This window comes from Pseudomonas sp. FP1762 (assembly GCF_030687105.1).
In the GTDB taxonomy this organism is placed as follows: Bacteria; Pseudomonadota; Gammaproteobacteria; order Pseudomonadales; family Pseudomonadaceae; genus Aquipseudomonas; species Aquipseudomonas siliginis.
Window position 1 is genome coordinate 980287 of sequence record NZ_CP117458.1, and the last position, 17426, is coordinate 997712.

A 17426-nucleotide genomic window follows, 5' to 3' on the forward strand; every position below is an offset into this window, starting at 1 on the left:
TTTTGAATGATCTCTATCTTGCGACGTGGCCTGTTGGTGTTGCTCGCGGCCCTGCCGTTGATGGCTAACGCTGCACCGGGGCAATCGGCTCATGACCTGATTCAGGACACCACGAACCGGATGCTTGCCGACTTGCAGGCAAACAAAGAGAAGTACAAGCAGGATCCGCAGGATTTCTATGCGGCGCTCAACAACATTGTGGGGCCAGTGGTGGATGCCGAGGGCATCTCCAAAAGCATCATGACCGTGAAGTATTCGCGCAAGGCCACGCCTGAGCAGATGCAGCGCTTTCAGGAAAACTTCAAGCGCGGTCTGTTCCAGTTCTATGGCAACGCTCTGCTGGAATACAACAACCAGGGCATCACGGTTGACCCGGCCAAAGACGAATCGGGCGACCGCACCAGCGTCAACATGACCGTCAAGGGCAGCAATGGCGCGATCTATCCGGTGCAGTACACGCTTGAGAAGATCAGCGGCGAGTGGAAACTGCGCAACGTGATCATCAACGGCATCAACATCGGCAAGCTGTTCCGTGACCAGTTCGCCGACGCCATGCAACGCAATGGCAACGATCTGGACAAGACCATCGATGGCTGGGCCGGTGAAGTGGCCAAGGCCAAGCAGGAAACCGACAAAGCCGCCGCGAAGCCAGCGCAATGAGTGAGGCGGCAGTTCGTATGAGTGATGTCGACGAGCTGGTGCTCAGCGGCGTGCTGGATTACCGCACCGGGCCTGAGCTGCGCAAGGAAGGGCAGGCGCTGATCAAGTCGAGCAAGGCGTCCGCGCTGGTCATCGATTGTTCGGCGGTGCAGAAGTCCAGCAGCGTCGGCCTGTCGCTGCTGCTGTGCTTCATGCGCGATGCCCAGGCGGCCGGCAAGGCCGTCAGCATCCGTGCGATGCCTGAAGACATGCGCCAAATCGCTCAGGTCAGTGAACTGACCGAGCTGTTGGCGCAACCCTGAACCATCATCTATAAAGAAGCCCCCCGTCAGAGTCCTGCGTTGCGGGGTTCGCAGGCGCGGGGCTTTTTTGTATGATGTCCGACCCGTGCGCACAGGGCGCCGATTGAGGTTGAGCATGCAGGCCGTAGAAGTGAAGAGCTTCCTTGAAGGAAAGCTGCCAGGAACGCTGGTAGAAGTTGAGGGCGAAGGCTGCAACTTCCAGCTGAACGTGATTAGCGATGAACTGGCGGCGTTGAGCCCGGTGAAGCGTCAGCAGCAGGTCTATGCCCATTTGAACCCATGGATCACCGATGGCAGCATCCATGCGGTCACTATGAAATTTTTCAGCCGCGCGGCCTGGGCCGAGCGCACCTGAGCCCTAGGGCGTCGAGATACTAATGGATAAATTGATTATTACCGGTGGCGCTCGTCTTGATGGCGAGATCCGCATTTCCGGCGCGAAGAACTCCGCCCTGCCGATTCTGGCCGCGACCTTGCTGTGCGATGGCCCGGTCACCGTTGGCAACCTGCCGCACCTGCACGACATCACCACCATGATCGAGCTGTTCGGGCGCATGGGCATTGAGCCGGTAATCGACGAGAAGCTCAGCGTCGAAATCGACCCGCGCACCATCAAGACCCTGATCGCGCCGTACGAACTGGTGAAAACCATGCGTGCGTCGATCCTTGTGCTCGGCCCGATGGTCGCGCGTTTCGGTGAAGCCGAAGTCGCACTGCCTGGCGGTTGCGCCATCGGTTCGCGTCCGGTCGACCTGCACATCCGCGGTCTGGAAGCCATGGGCGCGGTCATCGACGTCGAAGGCGGCTACATCAAGGCCAAGGCACCTGAAGGTGGCTTGCGCGGCGCGCACTTCTTCTTCGACACCGTCAGCGTGACCGGTACCGAGAACATCATGATGGCCGCTGCACTGGCCAAAGGCCGCAGCGTGTTGCAGAACGCCGCGCGCGAACCTGAAGTAGTCGACCTGGCGAACTTCCTCAATGCCATGGGCGCCAAGGTTTCCGGCGCCGGCACCGACACCATCACTATCGATGGCGTCGAGCGTCTGGGTTCGGCGTTCTACAAGGTCATGCCTGACCGTATCGAAACCGGCACCTATCTGGTCGCTGCTGCCGTGACCGGTGGCCGCGTCAAGGTCAAGGACACCGATCCGACCATTCTCGAAGCGGTACTGGAAAAGCTCCGTGAAGCCGGTGCGGAAATCACCTGCGGTGAAGACTGGATCGAGCTGAACATGCACGGCAAGCGCCCGAAGGCGGTCAACGTGCGCACCGCGCCGTACCCGGCGTTCCCGACCGACATGCAGGCCCAGTTCATCTCGCTCAACGCCATTGCCGAAGGTACTGGTGCGGTGATCGAGACAATCTTCGAAAACCGTTTCATGCACGTGTACGAGCTGCACCGCATGGGCGCGCACATCCAGGTTGAAGGCAACACTGCCATCGTCACCGGTATCGAGAAGCTCAAGGGCGCGCCAGTCATGGCCACCGACCTGCGTGCATCGGCCAGTCTGGTGATCTCGGCGCTGGTTGCCGAAGGCGACACGCTGATCGACCGCATCTACCACATAGACCGTGGTTACGAGTGCATCGAAGAAAAACTGCAAATGCTGGGTGCCAAGATCCGTCGCGTTCCGGGCTGATCGCTGCATCGGGACACAGGGACGTGTCCGCTGAATTCGTTTCGAGTCGAGGGTGTACGCACCCTCGATGTGTGTCCGGCGCCGATTGCGACCGGGCATGAGTACCTTGATAAGGACTGACGTTTCCCATGTTGACCATCGCACTGTCCAAGGGCCGCATCCTTGACGACACTCTGCCGCTTCTCGCTGAAGCGGGCATCGTGCCGACCGAGAATCCGGACAAGAGCCGCAAGCTGATCATTCCCACGACCCAGGACGACGTGCGTCTGCTGATCGTGCGTGCCACCGACGTGCCGACCTATGTCGAGCATGGCGCGGCCGACCTCGGCGTCGCCGGTAAGGACGTGCTGATGGAATACAGCGGCCAGGGCCTCTACGAGCCGCTGGACCTGCAGATCGCCCAGTGCAAGTTGATGACCGCCGGCAAGATCGGCGCAGCCGAGCCCAAGGGCCGTCTGCGCGTGGCGACCAAGTTCGTCAACGTTGCCAAGCGTTATTACGCCGAGCAGGGCCGTCAGGTCGACATCATCAAGCTGTACGGCTCGATGGAGCTGGCGCCGCTGATCGGGCTGGCCGACAAGATCATCGACGTGGTCGACACCGGCAACACCCTGCGCGCCAACGGCCTGGAGCCACAGGAACTGATCGCCACGATCAGCTCGCGTCTGGTCGTCAACAAGGCTTCAATGAAAATGCAGCACGCCCGAATCCAGGCGTTGATCGACACCCTGCGCAACGCAGTGGAATCGCGACACCGCGGCTGATCTACCAGCGCGGCCCGAGGCCGCGCCGTCTATCCGCCTCATAGCCAGAATTCTCAGGTGCCCAAGCGGATCGAATGCTAGTTTCGGGCGCCTGAGTTTTTTGCCAATTCCTATGAGGCTCTCGCTATGACCGCACCGACTGCAATTCGCCGACTCAACGCTGCTGACCCGGATTTCGCGCATCATCTGGATCATCTGCTGAGCTGGGAAAGTGTGTCTGACGACTCGGTCAATCAGCGCGTGCTCGACATCATCAAGGCTGTGCGCGAGCGCGGTGACGCGGCGCTGGTCGAGTTCACCCAGAAGTTCGACGGCCTCGAAGTCGCCTCGATGGCCGACCTGATCCTGCCGCGCGAGCGTCTCGAACTGGCCCTGACCCGCATCACTGTGCCGCAACGCGAGGCCTTGGAAAAAGCCGCCGCCCGCGTGCGCAGCTATCACGAAAAACAGAAGCAGGATTCCTGGAGCTACACCGAGGCTGACGGCACGGTGCTCGGCCAGAAAGTCACGCCACTGGATCGTGCCGGCCTGTACGTGCCAGGTGGCAAGGCTTCGTATCCGTCGTCGGTATTGATGAACGCGATTCCGGCGAAGGTGGCCGGCGTGACCGAAGTGGTCATGGTCGTGCCGACCCCGCGCGGTGAAATCAACGAGCTGGTGCTGGCCGCTGCCTGCATCGCCGGTGTCGACCGCGTGTTCACCATCGGCGGCGCGCAAGCAGTTGCCGCACTGGCTTATGGCACCGAAAGCGTGCCGCGTGTCGACAAGGTTGTCGGCCCGGGCAATATCTATGTGGCCACGGCCAAGCGCCATGTGTTCGGCCAGGTCGGCATCGACATGATCGCCGGCCCTTCGGAAATTCTTGTTGTCTGCGACGGCCAGACCGATCCGGACTGGATTGCCATGGACCTGTTCTCCCAGGCCGAGCACGACGAAGACGCGCAAGCGATTCTGGTCAGCCCGGACGCCGAGTTCCTCGACAAGGTAGCCGCGAGCATCGATAAATTGCTGCCGACCATGGACCGCGCGACCATCATCGAAACTTCGATCAATGGCCGTGGTGCGCTGATCCAGGTCAGTGACATGGCCCAGGCCATCGAAGTCGCCAATCGTATCGCCCCGGAACACCTGGAGTTGTCGGTCGCCGATCCACAAGCCTGGTTGCCGCAGATTCGTCACGCCGGTGCGATCTTCATGGGCCGCCACACTTCCGAAGCGTTGGGCGATTACTGCGCCGGTCCGAACCACGTGTTGCCGACTTCCGGCACCGCGCGGTTCTCCTCGCCGCTGGGTGTCTACGACTTCCAGAAGCGCTCGTCGATCATCTTCTGCTCCGAGGCCGGCGCTTCCGAACTGGGCAAAACTGCATCGGTACTGGCCCGTGGTGAATCGCTGAGCGCCCACGCGCGCAGCGCCGAATACCGCATCAAAGACCAAGACTTTCTGAAAGGGCAGGGGAACTGAGCGATGAGTAAATTCTGGAGCCCGTTCGTCAAGGATCTGGTGCCCTACGTGCCGGGCGAACAGCCGAAGCTGACCAAACTGGTCAAGCTCAATACCAACGAAAATCCGTATGGCCCGTCGCCAAAAGCGCTGGCGGCGATGCAAGCCGAACTCAACGACAACTTGCGCCTGTACCCGGACCCGAACAGTGATCTGCTGAAAAACGCCGTGGCCGAATATTACGGCGTGCAAACCAGTCAGGTGTTCCTTGGCAACGGTTCGGACGAAGTGCTCGCGCACATCTTCCACGGTCTGCTGCAACACGATCAGCCGCTGCTGTTCCCGGACATCAGCTACAGCTTCTATCCGGTCTACTGCGGTCTGTACGGCATTGAATTCGATGCGGTGCCGCTGGATGCGCAATTCCAGATCAACCCGGCCGACTACGCCAAACCGAATGGCGGGATCATTTTCCCCAACCCGAACGCCCCGACCGGATGCCTGCTGGCGCTGGACGCCGTCGAGAAAATCCTCAAGGCCAGTCCTGATTCGGTCGTGGTCGTCGACGAGGCGTACATCGACTTCGGCGGCGAGACGGCGATCAGTCTGGTGGACCGCTATCCGAACCTGCTGGTGACGCAGACGCTGTCCAAGTCACGCTCGCTGGCCGGCCTGCGTGTCGGTCTGGCGGTAGGGCATCCGGACCTGATCGAAGCGCTGGAGCGGATCAAGAACAGCTTCAACTCCTATCCACTGGATCGTCTGGCGATTGTCGGCGCGGCGGCGGCTTTTGCCGATCGCGAGTATTTCGACAAGACCTGTCGTCAGGTGATAGAGAGCCGCGAATGGGTGGTGGCGCAGTTGCAGGCTAAAGGCTTTGAAGTGCTGCCGTCGGCGGCCAACTTCATCTTCGCTCGCCACCCGCAGCATGATGCGGCGGGCCTGGCGGCCAAGCTGCGCGAGCAGGGCGTGATCGTGCGGCACTTCAAGCAGGAACGGATTGCGCAGTTCTTGCGGATATCGGTGGGTACGCCGGAGCAGAATCAGGCGTTGATCGACGGCCTTGGCGACCTCTAAAAGCAAAAGCCCCTCACCCTAGCCCTCTCCCAGAGGGAGAGGGGACTGAATGGGGAATATTGCAGAGGTTCACCGACTTGAACGATTTGTATTGAATCCATAATCAACTCGGTCTTTCAGGTCGATGTATCCCGCAAGACAACTCGGTCGGCCCCCTCTCCCAGAGGGAGAGGGGGCTGAATGGGAATATTGCAGAGGTTCACCGACTTGAACGATTTGTATTGAATCCATAATCAACTCGGTCTTTCAGGTCGATGTATCCCGCAAGACAACTCGGTCGGCTCCCTCTCCCGCCGGGAGAGGGCTGGGGTGAGGGTGTGCTTTTATTCGTGATGCGGCTCGCTAACGAATGTCAGCGAACTGAACAACCCACGACTGTCCACATCCACACTGTCCTTCACCGGCACTTCAACCTGCGCCGCAATCACATTCAACCCTTCATTACGCACCAGCACCTGCGCACGCCCTTCCTTGTCGGTCTCGGTGCTCAGGGTGTTGGGCGCGCTGCGATAGTCGCCAATCAACTTCACCCCTGCCGCCGGTTTGCCATCGAGCAGCACCCGCACCGGTAACGATTTGCCCGGCCCGACCGTCAGCGGATCGACCTCCGGCAGGATCAGCAGTTTGATCTGGTCCAGTTTCGGCAATTTCGCCCCCGGCTGATAGATCGCCAGGCTGTACTTGAACGTCTGCGTAGCCTCGGTGGCGCCGGGCACTTTGCTGCGTCCTTCGTTGATCCACTTCTTGTCCGCCGTCTGCGACCACATGCCATTATTCAGCGCCACGGCCATCACCGCCGGCGGCTTCAATGGTTTCAAACGGGCATGATCGGCCAGGCGCTCGACGCTGACCGGGATCATTTTGCCGCTTGCGTCATATGCCCAGGCACCGCTGATTTTTTGTGCCTTGAAGGCGTTGTCTTCGGCGCCGTGACCGTAGACCACTTCGATGTTGCCGCGTCGTTCCTCTGTCCACAGGCCGTGGGCCGACACTTGCCCGGTGAAGAGCGCAGCGATGAGCAGAAGGGATTTGCCGTAGTGCATGGTGACGTCCTTTTACAGGTTGAGTGTCAGGCTGACGGTGAAATTGCGTGGCTCGCCGGGGTTGACCCAGTAGTTGCTGTAGGAGCGCTCGTAATATTTCTCGTCGAAGACGTTGTTCAGGTTGAGGCCGACCGTTACGTTGTCGCTGGCCTTGTAGTGCGCGAGCAAGTCGACGGTCTGGTAGGCCGGCAATTCGAAGTCGCTGCCGGATTCGCCCGAGCGATCGCCGACGTAGGTGAACGCTGCGCCGACGTCTGAACCGCGCAGACGGCCATCCTGAAATTCATAGACGCCCAGCAGACTGCCGCTGCGTTTGGCCACGCCGAGGATGCGGCTGCCGGTGGGAATGGTCGCGTCGCCCTTGGTCACCTCGGCGTCGATGTAGGCGAAGGCGCCGATGACCCGTATCGCGTCGGTCACCTGGCCGCTCACTTGCCAATCGAAACCCTGACTGCGCGCCTTGCCCATGGCGCGGCTGGTGTCGGTGCCCGGATCGAGGGCGAGGACGTTTTCCTTGTCGATGTGGAAGAAGGCGAGGGTGCTGCTCACGCGCTCATCGAAGAGTTCGTTCTTGATCCCCACTTCGTAACCGACACCTTCTTCCGGATCGAAGGATTTGCCGGAAGCATCCAGGTCGTTGTTCGGTTTGAACGAGGTCGAGGCGTTGGCGAACAGGCCGGTGTTCGGCGTGAGCTGATAGAGCAGGCCGGCGCGTTGAGTCAGCGCGTCGTGGCGTTGCTGACTTTTGGCGTTGCGGCTGTGATCGTCGATGCGCTGATCGAAGTGCTCGAAGCGCGCGCCGACCATGCCGCGCAGCTTGTCGGTGAAGATGATCTGGTCCTGCAGATTCAGCGCATGACTTTCGACGTGTTCGAAGAAGTCGGTGCCCGAGCGTGCGCCGTTGGGTTTCGGCTGGCCGTAGACCGGCTTATAGATGTCGATGGCGTAGGGGCCGCCAGCAATGGTGGTGACGCGTTCGTCCTTGCGGTAATTCTCGTACTCGGTGCCGATCAGCAATTCATGCTGCCACGGCCCGAGGTCGAACAGACCGCGCAGTTCCAGTTGGGTGATGCTGTCGTGCCAACTCGTGTCGCGTTCGCGCAAGCGGCGGTTGACCGTATGGCCGTCGGCGTTCAGCGCGCGTTGTTCCGTGGCGTCGCCCCAGAGCTTGCCTTCCTTGTAGTGGCTGGCCAGACGCAGTTTCCAGCTGTCGTTCAGATGGTGTTCAAGAGTGGCCTGGAGCAGGTTGTTATGGTTGTCGATGTTGCCGTCGTTGGGCTCGCCCAAGAACGTCGAGCGCGATACGCCGCTCCATTTGTTGTTCGGCGCCACAACGCCACGATCGAACGTCGAGTTGTGACGGACGATTTCGCTCTCCACCAGCAGCGATGTGTCCGGGCTCAACTGCCAACTGATCGAGGGCGCAACGAAGACCCGCTGGCTGTCGACGTGATCGCGAAAGCTGTTGTTGTCTTCTACGGCGAGGTTGATGCGCGAGAGCAAATCGCCCTGATCATCGAGGGGCGTGTTGACGTCCAGCGCGGTGCGGTAGCGGTCCCAACTGCCGGCGCTGGTTTGCACAGTGGTGAACGCTTCGGGCTGCGGTTTCTTGGTGACGATGTTCACCGTACCGCCGGGATCGCCCCGGCCGTACAGGCTGGCGGCCGGGCCTTTGAGCACTTCGATGCGCTCGATATTGGCCGCATCCGGCGTGCTCGGGTAACCGCGATTGGCGCTGAAACCGTCCTTGTAGAACTCGGACGTGGTGAAGCCGCGCACGCTGTATTCGTACAGGGTCAGGCCGCCGAAGTTGTTCTGCTTCGATACGCCGCCAGCAAAATCCAGCGCGCGTTCGACGCTGCTGCTGCCCAGATCCGAGAGCACACTGGCCGGGACCACGCTGATGGCTTGCGGGATATCGCGAATCGCCGTGTCGGTTTTGGTCGCACTGGCGGAGCGAGTCGCGCGATAACCGCTGACCGGGCCGGTGGGTGTTTCGTAGTCGGAGGTGACGCTGATGGCTTCCAGCTCAACGGGCTGCGGCTCATCGGCGAGGGCGGGATCGCAGAGCAAACCCAGAGTCAGGCCCAACAGTGAGGCCTTTTTGCGAGACGACATGTTATGTTGTTCCAATTGCTAGAATTGAAACAATATAACATGCCCGTTGAGAATGTCTGCTATTCGCGCCGTTGGCGCGAAAACATTTTTACTCTTCTTTTTCTTTCACCGGTGCCGGTGGTGGACGCAGGCCGATTTCAGCCGTCAGCTTCAGTTCCTTGCCGTTGCGCATGACCTGAATTGTCACCTTGTCGGTCGGTTTGATCCGCGCCACCTGGTTCATCGAGCGGCGACCATCGCCGGCGGGCTCGCCATCGATGCTCAGAATCACATCGCCCAGTTGCAGGCCGGCTTTCTGCGCCGGGCCGTCACGGAAGATTCCGGCGACGACAATCCCAGGACGCCCGGACAAGCCAAACGACTCCGCCAGTTCCTGAGTCAGCGGTTGCACTTCGATGCCCAGCCAGCCACGAATCACCTGGCCGTGCTCGATGATCGACTTCATCACTTCCATCGCCAGTTTCACCGGAATGGCAAATCCGATGCCTTGCGAGCCGCCGGACTTGGAAAAGATCGCCGTGTTGATTCCGGTGAGGTTGCCGTTGGCATCGACCAGCGCACCGCCGGAGTTGCCCGGGTTGATCGCCGCATCGGTCTGGATGAAGTCTTCGTAGTTGTTCAGGCCCAACTGATTGCGGCCGGTGGCGCTGATGATGCCCATGGTCACGGTCTGACCGACGCCGAACGGGTTGCCGATGGCGAGCGCGACGTCACCGATGCGAATGCTGTCGGAGCGGCCGACGGTGATTGCCGGGAGGTTTTTCAGGTCGATTTTCAGGACAGCCAGGTCAGTCTCCGGATCGCTGCCAATCACCCGTGCGAGTGTTTCGCGACCGTCCTTCAACGCCACGACAATCTGGTCGGCGCCGCTGGTGACGTGGTTGTTGGTGAGGATGTAGCCTTCCGGGCTCATGATGACTCCGGAACCGAGGCTCGATTCCATGCGCTTCTGTTTCGGCGAATTGTCACCGAAGAAGCGGCGGAACTGCGGATCCTCGAACAAGGGATGCGCCGGTTTGTTGATGACCTTGGTGGTGTACAGGTTGACCACCGACGGCGCGGCGATGCCCACCGCATCCGCATAGGACACCGGCCCCTGTTGCACGATCGTGGTCTGTGGCGCCTGTTGCAGATTGACGTCGAGGCTCGGCAGCCCGACCCACTCGGGGTAACGCTGAATAATCAACAGAGCGATAAGCACACCGGCCAACAGCGGCCAGCCAAAAAAACGCAGCGCCTTGAGCATTAAGCACGTTCCTGGAAAGGTTGCAGGCGAGGTCAGACCGCCCATAATGTCGCGCATTATACGAGGCCGCGCGCGCCTCTGAACGGGATATTTAGGAGTCTTTCATGGCCGTTGCCCTCAGCACCCTCGTCGAAGAAGCCGACCGTTACCTGGGCAGTGCGAAAATCGCCGATTATTGCCCTAACGGATTACAGGTCGAAGGCCGCCCGCAAGTGATGCGCATCGTCAGTGGCGTCACCGCCAGCCAGGCGTTGCTCGATGCCGCCGTCGAGGCCGAGGCCGACCTGATCCTGGTCCATCACGGGTATTTCTGGAAAGGCGAAAACCCCTGCGTCACCGGCATGAAACAGCGCCGCTTGAAAACCTTGCTCAAGCACGACATCAGTCTGCTCGCCTATCACCTGCCGCTGGATCTGCACCCGGACGTCGGCAACAACGTGCAACTGGCGCGTCAGCTCGACATCACTGTCGAAGGGCCGTTGGACCCGAGCAACCCGAAAATCGTCGGGCTGGTAGGCTCGCTGAATGAGCCGATGACCGCGCGGGATTTCGCGCGCAAGGTGCAGGAAGTCATGGGCCGCGAGCCGCTGCTGATCGAAGGCAGCGGCATGATCCGCCGCGTCGGTTGGTGCACCGGCGGTGGCCAGGGTTATATCGATCAGGGCGTGGCGGCGGGGGTCGATCTGTTCATCAGTGGCGAGGCCTCCGAGCAGACTTTCCACAGTGCGCGGGAAAACGACATCAGCTTCATCGCCGCCGGCCATCACGCCACCGAACGCTATGGCGTGCAGGCGTTGGGCGAGTATCTGGCGAAGCGCTTTGCCCTTGAGCACATCTTCATCGATTGCCCCAACCCGATCTGAGCTCACCGCAAACTCCTGTGGGAGCGAGCCTGCTCGCGAAGGCGTCAGACCTTCAATACAAAGGTGCCTGACACTCCGCCTTCGCGAGCAGGCTCGCTCCCACGTTCGGCCCTGACGGCCGAACTGGTGGGCATATTCATATACCCTTTCGATCTAGTTGGCGTCCTGATTAGAAGAGGTCGCTGTGCTAGGATTCCTCGCTCGAACACGGCCCGCTGGCCGTTCATAAGAAAGCTTTCGTGAGTAGCCATGGTCGACAAACTGACGCATCTGAAACAGCTGGAGGCGGAAAGCATCCACATCATCCGCGAGGTGGCCGCCGAGTTCGATAACCCGGTGATGCTGTACTCCATCGGTAAAGACTCCGCCGTGATGCTGCACCTGGCACGCAAGGCGTTCTTCCCGGGCAAACTGCCGTTTCCGGTGATGCACGTCGACACCCGCTGGAAATTCCAGGAAATGTACAAGTTCCGCGACAAGATGGTCGAAGACTTGGGCCTGGACCTGATTACCCACATCAACCCCGATGGCGTGGCGCAGAACATCAACCCGTTCACCCACGGCAGTGCCAAGCACACCGACATCATGAAAACCGAAGGCCTGAAACAGGCACTCGACAAGCATGGTTTCGACGCAGCGTTCGGCGGCGCCCGTCGCGATGAAGAGAAATCCCGCGCCAAAGAGCGCGTGTACTCGTTCCGTGACAGCAAGCACCGCTGGGACCCGAAAAACCAGCGTCCGGAGCTGTGGAACGTCTACAACGGCAAGGTCAACAAGGGCGAATCCATCCGTGTGTTCCCGTTGTCGAACTGGACCGAACTGGATATCTGGCAGTACATCTACCTCGAAGGCATCCCGATCGTGCCGCTGTACTTTGCCGCCGAACGCGAAGTGATCGAGAAGAACGGCACGCTGATCATGATCGACGACGAGCGCATCCTCGAGCACCTGTCCGATGAAGACAAAGCGCGCATCGTGAAAAAGAAAGTGCGGTTCCGCACCCTTGGCTGCTACCCGTTGACGGGCGCGGTGGAGTCCGAGGCCGAAAGCCTTACGGACATCATTCAGGAAATGCTCCTGACGCGAACTTCCGAGCGCCAGGGCCGGGTCATCGACCACGATGGCGCAGGCTCGATGGAAGACAAAAAACGTCAAGGCTATTTCTAAGGGGCTGTCATGTCGCATGTTTCTGATTTGATCAGCGAGGACATCCTCGCCTACCTGGGCCAGCACGAACGTAAAGAGCTGCTGCGCTTTTTGACCTGCGGTAACGTCGATGACGGCAAGAGCACCCTGATCGGGCGCCTGCTGCACGACTCGAAGATGATCTACGAAGATCACCTCGAAGCGATCACCCGCGATTCGAAGAAAGTCGGCACCACCGGTGACGACATCGACCTGGCATTGCTGGTCGACGGTCTGCAGGCCGAGCGTGAGCAGGGCATCACCATTGATGTCGCTTACCGCTATTTCTCCACCGCCAAGCGCAAATTCATCATTGCCGACACCCCCGGCCATGAGCAGTACACCCGCAACATGGCCACCGGTGCGTCCACCTGTGACCTGGCGATCATTCTGGTCGACGCCCGTTACGGCGTGCAGACCCAGACCCGTCGCCACAGCTTCATCGCTTCGTTGCTGGGCATCAAACACATCGTCGTTGCCATCAACAAGATGGACTTGAAGGACTTCGACGAAGGCGTGTTCGAGTCGATCAAGGCCGACTACCTGAAGTTCGCCGAAGGCTTGAAGATGAAGCCGACCAGCATGCACTTCGTGCCGATGTCTGCCCTTAAAGGCGACAACGTGGTGAACAAGTCCGAGCGCTCGCCGTGGTACACCGGCCAGTCGCTGATGGAAATTCTCGAGACAGTGGAAGTGGCGGGCGATCGCAACTTCACCGATCTGCGTTTCCCGGTGCAGTACGTCAACCGTCCGAACCTGAATTTCCGTGGTTTCGCCGGCACCCTGGCCAGCGGCATCGTGCACAAGGGCGACGAAGTCGTGGTGCTGCCGTCGGGCAAGAGCAGCCGGGTGAAATCCATCGTCACCTTCGAAGGTGAACTGGAGCACGCAGGTCCAGGTCAGGCGGTAACCCTGACCATGGAAGACGAAATCGATATCTCCCGTGGCGACCTGTTGGTGCATGCCGACAACGTGCCGCCGGTCACCGACAGCTTCGAAGCGATGCTGGTGTGGATGGCTGAAGAGCCGATGCTGCCGGGCAAGAAATACGACATCAAACGCGCCACCAGTTACGTGCCGGGCTCCATCGCCAGCATCGTCAACAAGGTCGACGTGAACACATTGGAAGAAGGCCCGGCGAGCGCGTTGCAGCTCAACGAAATCGGCAAGGTGAAGATCGCGCTCGACGCGCCGATCGCCCTCGACGGTTACGAAAGCAACCGCACTACCGGCGCGTTCATCGTCATCGATCGCCTGACCAACGGCACCGTTGGCGCCGGCATGATCGTCGCTCAGCCAGTGGCCCATGGCACCGCCACCCACCACGGCAAACTGGCCCACGTGGCGACAGAAGAACGTGCCCAGCGCTTCGGCCAGCAACCGGCCACCGTGCTGTTCAGCGGCCTGTCCGGCGCGGGTAAAAGCACCCTGGCGTATGCGGTCGAGCGCAAGCTGTTCGACATGGGCCGTGCGGTGTTTGTACTCGATGGCCAGAACCTGCGTCACGATCTGAACAAGGGTCTGCCGCAGGATCGCGCCGGGCGTACCGAGAACTGGCGTCGTGCCGCGCACGTGGCGCGTCAGTTCAACGAAGCGGGGCTGCTGACATTGGCCGCGTTCGTTGCGCCAAGTGCCGAAGGTCGCGAGCAGGCCAAGGAACTGATCGGCAAGGATCGCTTGCTGACGGTCTACGTGCAGGCCTCGCCGACCGTGTGCGCCGAGCGTGATCCGCAAGGGCTGTACGCCGCTGGTGGCGACAACATCCCGGGCGAATCCTTCCCGTACGACGTGCCGCTCAACGCCGACCTGGTGATCGACACGCAGTCGCTGAGTCTGGAAGAAAGCGTCAAGCAAGTGCTGGAGCTGTTGCGTCAGCGTGGCGCGATATAAGCGTTAGGCACTAATGAAAAGCCCGCCGATGAGTGATCATCGGCGGGCTTTTTTAGTGTTGGGTGATCGTTCCCACGCTCCGCGTGGGAATGCCTCATTGGACGCTCCGCGTCCGCTTCGGCAGGGACGCGGAGCGTCCCGGGCTGCATTCCCACGCGGAGCGTGGGAACGATCATACTGGAGGAAATTCGCGGTGCATCTGCTCCAGCAACGCATCCTTGTCCAGCCACAGCTGATTGATCCAGCCCTGGAACTGCAATCTATACTCGCCGTCCTGGTCGTAGTTCTTGCCGATGAAGGCCGGCGGGATTTTGATTTCCTCAAAATGCACCACCACATCGCGCACATTGCCGCAGAGCAAATCCCAGAACCCTGGACGCCCCGCTGGATAATGAATCGTCACGTTGACGATCGACTCCAGCTGTTCGCCCATCGCATCCAGCACAAAGGCGATCCCGCCGGCCTTGGGCTTGAGCAGGTATTTGAACGGTGACTGCTGCTGCGCATGCTTGCCTTCGGTGAAGCGTGTGCCTTCGACGAAGTTGAAAATCCCCACCGGGTTATGGCGGAATTTCGCGCAGGTCTTGCGCGTGGTTTCCAGGTCCTTACCTTTCTTTTCCGGGTGTTTTTCCAGATACGCCTTGGAGTAGCGCTTCATGAACGGAAAGCCCAGCGCCCACCAGGCCAGGCCAATCACCGGCACCCAGATCAGCTCCTGCTTGAGGAAAAACTTCAGCGGCTGAATCTTGCGGTTGAGCACGTATTGCAGCACCAGAATATCCACCCAGCTCTGGTGGTTGCTGGTGATCAGGTACGAGTGCTGATAGTCGAGACCTTGCAGGCCGCTGACGTGCCAGCGGGTGCGCCGAACCAGATTCATCCAGCCCTTGTTATTGCTGATCCACGCCTCGTGAGTGTGGCTCATCAGCCAACCGGCAATGCGCTGGGTAAAGGCAAACGACAGGGCCTTGACCAGCGCCACGCAGAACAGAAACGAGCACAGCAGAATCGTGTTGAGCGCCAACAGCAGCGAGGCGATCACGCCGCGCACGGGTGCGGGTAGAAAATCCAGCATTTATACATCCATAGGTCGGTTGGCGGCTTGAATCGCGGTGAGCGCGATGGTGTAGACGATGTCATCGACTTGCGCGCCGCGCGGCAGGTCGTTCACCGGTTTGCGCAGGCCTTGCAGCATCGGCCCGAGGCTGACGCAATCGGCGCTGCGCTGCACGGCTTTGTGCGTAGTGTTGCCGGTGTTCAGATCGGGGAACACAAACACCGTGGCGCGCCCGGCGACCTGACTGTTCGGCGCCAGTTGCCGCGCGACGTCGGCGTTGGCGGCGGCGTCGTATTGCAACGGGCCGTCGATCAGCAGCGAATTCTGTTGCTCATGAGCCAGCAGAGTCGCCTCGCGGACTTTCTCGACTTCTTCACCGCGAGCCGATTCGCCGCTGGAATAGCTGATCATCGCCACCCGTGGAGTGATACCGAATGCGGCCGCCGAGTCAGCGCTTTGCAGGGCGATCTCGGCCAGTTCCGCGGCGCTCGGGTGTGGATTCATCACGCAGTCGCCGTAGACCAGCACTTCTTCGGGGAACAGCATGAAGAATACCGACGACACCAGCGTGCAGCCCGGTGCGGTCTTGATCAGTTGCAGGGCGGGGCGGATGGTGTTGGCGGTGGTGTTGATCACACCCGAAACCAGGCCGTCGACCTCATCCAGCGCAAGCATCATGGTGCCGATCACCACGGTGTCTTCCAGTTGTTGCTCGGCCATCGGTGCGTTGAGGCTTTTGCTCTTGCGCAGAGCGACCATCGGCTCGACGTAACGCTCGCGGATGTGGTCCGGGTCAAGGATTTCCAGACCCGGCGGCAGCACGATACCTTGCGCGCGGGCGACCGCTTCGACGTCTTCGGGTTTGGCCAATAGCACGCAGCGGGCGATCCCGCGTTCCTGACAGATTGCCGCCGCTTGCACGGTGAACGGCTCGCTGCCTTCGGGCAAGACGATGCGCTTGTTCGCCGCTTGCGCGCGCTGGATCAATTGATAGCGGAACACTGCCGGCGACAGGCGCATCTCCCGAGGCGTACCGCAGCGCTGATGCAGCCAGTTGGCGTCGAGGTGGCTGGCGACGAAATCGGTGATGATCTCCGCGCGCTCGCGGTCATCGATCGGGATTTCCTTGTTCAGGCCATTGAGCAGATTGGCGGTGTCGTAGGAGCCGGTGCTCACCGACAACACCGGCAGACCGGCCTGCAACGCGCCCCGGCACAGATCCATGATGCGCGGGTCGGGCAGGGTGTCGCTGGTCAGCAGCAGGCCGGCCAGCGGCACGCCGTTGATCGCTGCGAGGCTGACGGCGAGGATGATGTCGTCGCGATCGCCCGGCGTCACCACCAGCACGCCGGGCTTGAGCAGCTCGACGGTGTTGCGCATGGTTCGTGCGCAAATGATGATTTTGCTCATGCGCCGGGTTTCGTAGTCGCCCGCGTTGAGCACTTGCGCGCCCATCAGGTCGGCGACGTCGCGGGTGCGTGGCGCATTGAGTTCCGGCTGAAACGGGATGCAGCCGAGCAAGCGGAAATCACCGCTGCGCAGCAACGGCGAATGCTCCTTCAGACGCGTGGCGAAGGCGTCCATGCTCTCGTCGGTCTTGACCTTGTTGAGGATCACGCCGAGGACTTTCGGATCTTTCGGGCCACCGAACAATTGAGCCTGAAGCTCGACACGGCCAGAAAGCTCGGCGAGCACTTCGTTTTCCGGCGCCGAGACCAGAATCACCTCGGCATCCAGACTCTTGGCCAGGTGCAGATTGACCCGCGCGGCGTAACTGGCGCTGCGGGTCGGCACCATGCCTTCGACCACCAGCACGTCTTTGCCGACCGCCGCTTGCTGATACAGGGCGATGATTTCTTCGAGCAGTTCGTCGAGCTGACCGTCGCCGAGCATGCGTTCAACGTGCGCCAGGCCTAACGGCTGCGGCGGTTTCAGACCGTGGGTGCGCGCCACCAGTTCGGTGGATCGCTCAGGGCCGGTGTCGCCGGGGTGCGGCTGGGCGATCGGTTTGAAGAAGCCGACTTTGAGCCCGGCGCGTTCAAGCGTGCGCACCAGCCCGAGGCTGATGGAGGTCAGACCCACGCCAAAATCGGTGGGGGCGATAAAAAAAGTTTGCATGGGAATTCTCTATGCAA

General features: G+C 60.7%; 15 protein-coding genes. 10 read left to right on the plus strand and 5 right to left on the minus strand.

The annotated features are described in order from the left end of the window. Positions 1 to 6: 6 nt before the first annotated feature. The 7 genes from PSH90_RS04175 (at position 7) to hisC (ending at position 5889) form a co-directional block, all read left to right on the plus strand. On the plus strand, positions 7 to 660 hold the full coding sequence (locus PSH90_RS04175) for a phospholipid-binding protein MlaC (protein ID WP_056782946.1): 654 nt from the start codon (positions 7 to 9) through the stop codon (positions 658 to 660). Continuing rightward, positions 657 to 962, plus strand: coding sequence for a lipid asymmetry maintenance protein MlaB (locus tag PSH90_RS04180; RefSeq protein ID WP_041477984.1), 306 nt, complete (start codon positions 657 to 659; stop codon positions 960 to 962). The genes PSH90_RS04175 and PSH90_RS04180 overlap by 4 nt, the downstream gene beginning before the upstream one ends. Positions 963 to 1077: 115 nt before the next feature. Beyond that, positions 1078 to 1317 carry a BolA family protein gene (locus PSH90_RS04185; protein WP_016771670.1) on the plus strand — a complete coding sequence of 80 codons (240 nt, stop codon included), beginning with the start codon at positions 1078 to 1080 and terminating at the stop codon, positions 1315 to 1317. 22 nt (positions 1318 to 1339) lie between these two features. Next, complete coding sequence (gene murA, locus PSH90_RS04190; protein WP_016771669.1) at positions 1340 to 2605, plus strand: UDP-N-acetylglucosamine 1-carboxyvinyltransferase; 1266 nt, start codon at positions 1340 to 1342, stop codon at positions 2603 to 2605. 128 nt (positions 2606 to 2733) lie between these two features. After that, on the plus strand, positions 2734 to 3369 hold the full coding sequence (hisG, locus tag PSH90_RS04195; protein WP_016771668.1) for an ATP phosphoribosyltransferase: 636 nt from the start codon (positions 2734 to 2736) through the stop codon (positions 3367 to 3369). 126 nt (positions 3370 to 3495) lie between these two features. Beyond that, complete coding sequence (gene hisD, locus PSH90_RS04200) at positions 3496 to 4833, plus strand: histidinol dehydrogenase (protein WP_056782950.1); 1338 nt, start codon at positions 3496 to 3498, stop codon at positions 4831 to 4833. A 3-nt stretch (positions 4834 to 4836) separates the two neighbouring features. Continuing rightward, on the plus strand, positions 4837 to 5889 hold the full coding sequence (gene hisC, locus PSH90_RS04205) for a histidinol-phosphate transaminase (protein ID WP_305382223.1): 1053 nt from the start codon (positions 4837 to 4839) through the stop codon (positions 5887 to 5889). 323 nt (positions 5890 to 6212) lie between these two features. Here the strand turns inward: hisC and PSH90_RS04210 are convergent, their stop codons facing one another. The 3 genes from PSH90_RS04210 to algW form a co-directional block, all read right to left on the minus strand. After that, positions 6213 to 6932: a DUF4198 domain-containing protein gene (locus PSH90_RS04210; protein ID WP_305382225.1), complete on the minus strand. Its 720-nt coding sequence runs from the start codon at positions 6930 to 6932 to the stop codon at positions 6213 to 6215. Positions 6933 to 6944: 12 nt separating this feature from the next. Next, positions 6945 to 9050, minus strand: a complete 2106-nt coding sequence (locus tag PSH90_RS04215; protein WP_305382226.1) for a TonB-dependent siderophore receptor — start codon at positions 9048 to 9050, stop codon at positions 6945 to 6947. An 88-nt stretch (positions 9051 to 9138) separates the two neighbouring features. Beyond that, on the minus strand, positions 9139 to 10296 hold the full coding sequence (gene algW, locus PSH90_RS04220) for a Do family serine endopeptidase AlgW (protein ID WP_016770590.1): 1158 nt from the start codon (positions 10294 to 10296) through the stop codon (positions 9139 to 9141). A 104-nt stretch (positions 10297 to 10400) separates the two neighbouring features. Here algW and PSH90_RS04225 point away from each other — a divergent pair, with 104 nt between their 5' ends. The 3 genes from PSH90_RS04225 (at position 10401) to cysN (ending at position 14234) form a co-directional block, all read left to right on the plus strand. Next, positions 10401 to 11159, plus strand: a complete 759-nt coding sequence (locus PSH90_RS04225; protein WP_056782960.1) for a Nif3-like dinuclear metal center hexameric protein — start codon at positions 10401 to 10403, stop codon at positions 11157 to 11159. Positions 11160 to 11408: 249 nt separating this feature from the next. Continuing rightward, positions 11409 to 12326, plus strand: a complete 918-nt coding sequence (gene cysD, locus PSH90_RS04230) for a sulfate adenylyltransferase subunit CysD (RefSeq protein WP_016771664.1) — start codon at positions 11409 to 11411, stop codon at positions 12324 to 12326. A 9-nt stretch (positions 12327 to 12335) separates the two neighbouring features. Next, positions 12336 to 14234: a sulfate adenylyltransferase subunit CysN gene (gene cysN, locus PSH90_RS04235; protein WP_073473760.1), complete on the plus strand. Its 1899-nt coding sequence runs from the start codon at positions 12336 to 12338 to the stop codon at positions 14232 to 14234. A 172-nt stretch (positions 14235 to 14406) separates the two neighbouring features. On the opposite strand, the gene PSH90_RS04240 is transcribed toward cysN, so the two are convergent. Both PSH90_RS04240 and pta read right to left on the minus strand, forming a co-directional pair. After that, positions 14407 to 15309, minus strand: a complete 903-nt coding sequence (locus tag PSH90_RS04240) for an acyltransferase (protein ID WP_305382228.1) — start codon at positions 15307 to 15309, stop codon at positions 14407 to 14409. Continuing rightward, positions 15310 to 17409, minus strand: coding sequence for a phosphate acetyltransferase (gene pta, locus PSH90_RS04245; RefSeq protein ID WP_024011632.1), 2100 nt, complete (start codon positions 17407 to 17409; stop codon positions 15310 to 15312). Positions 17410 to 17426 lie beyond the last annotated feature (17 nt).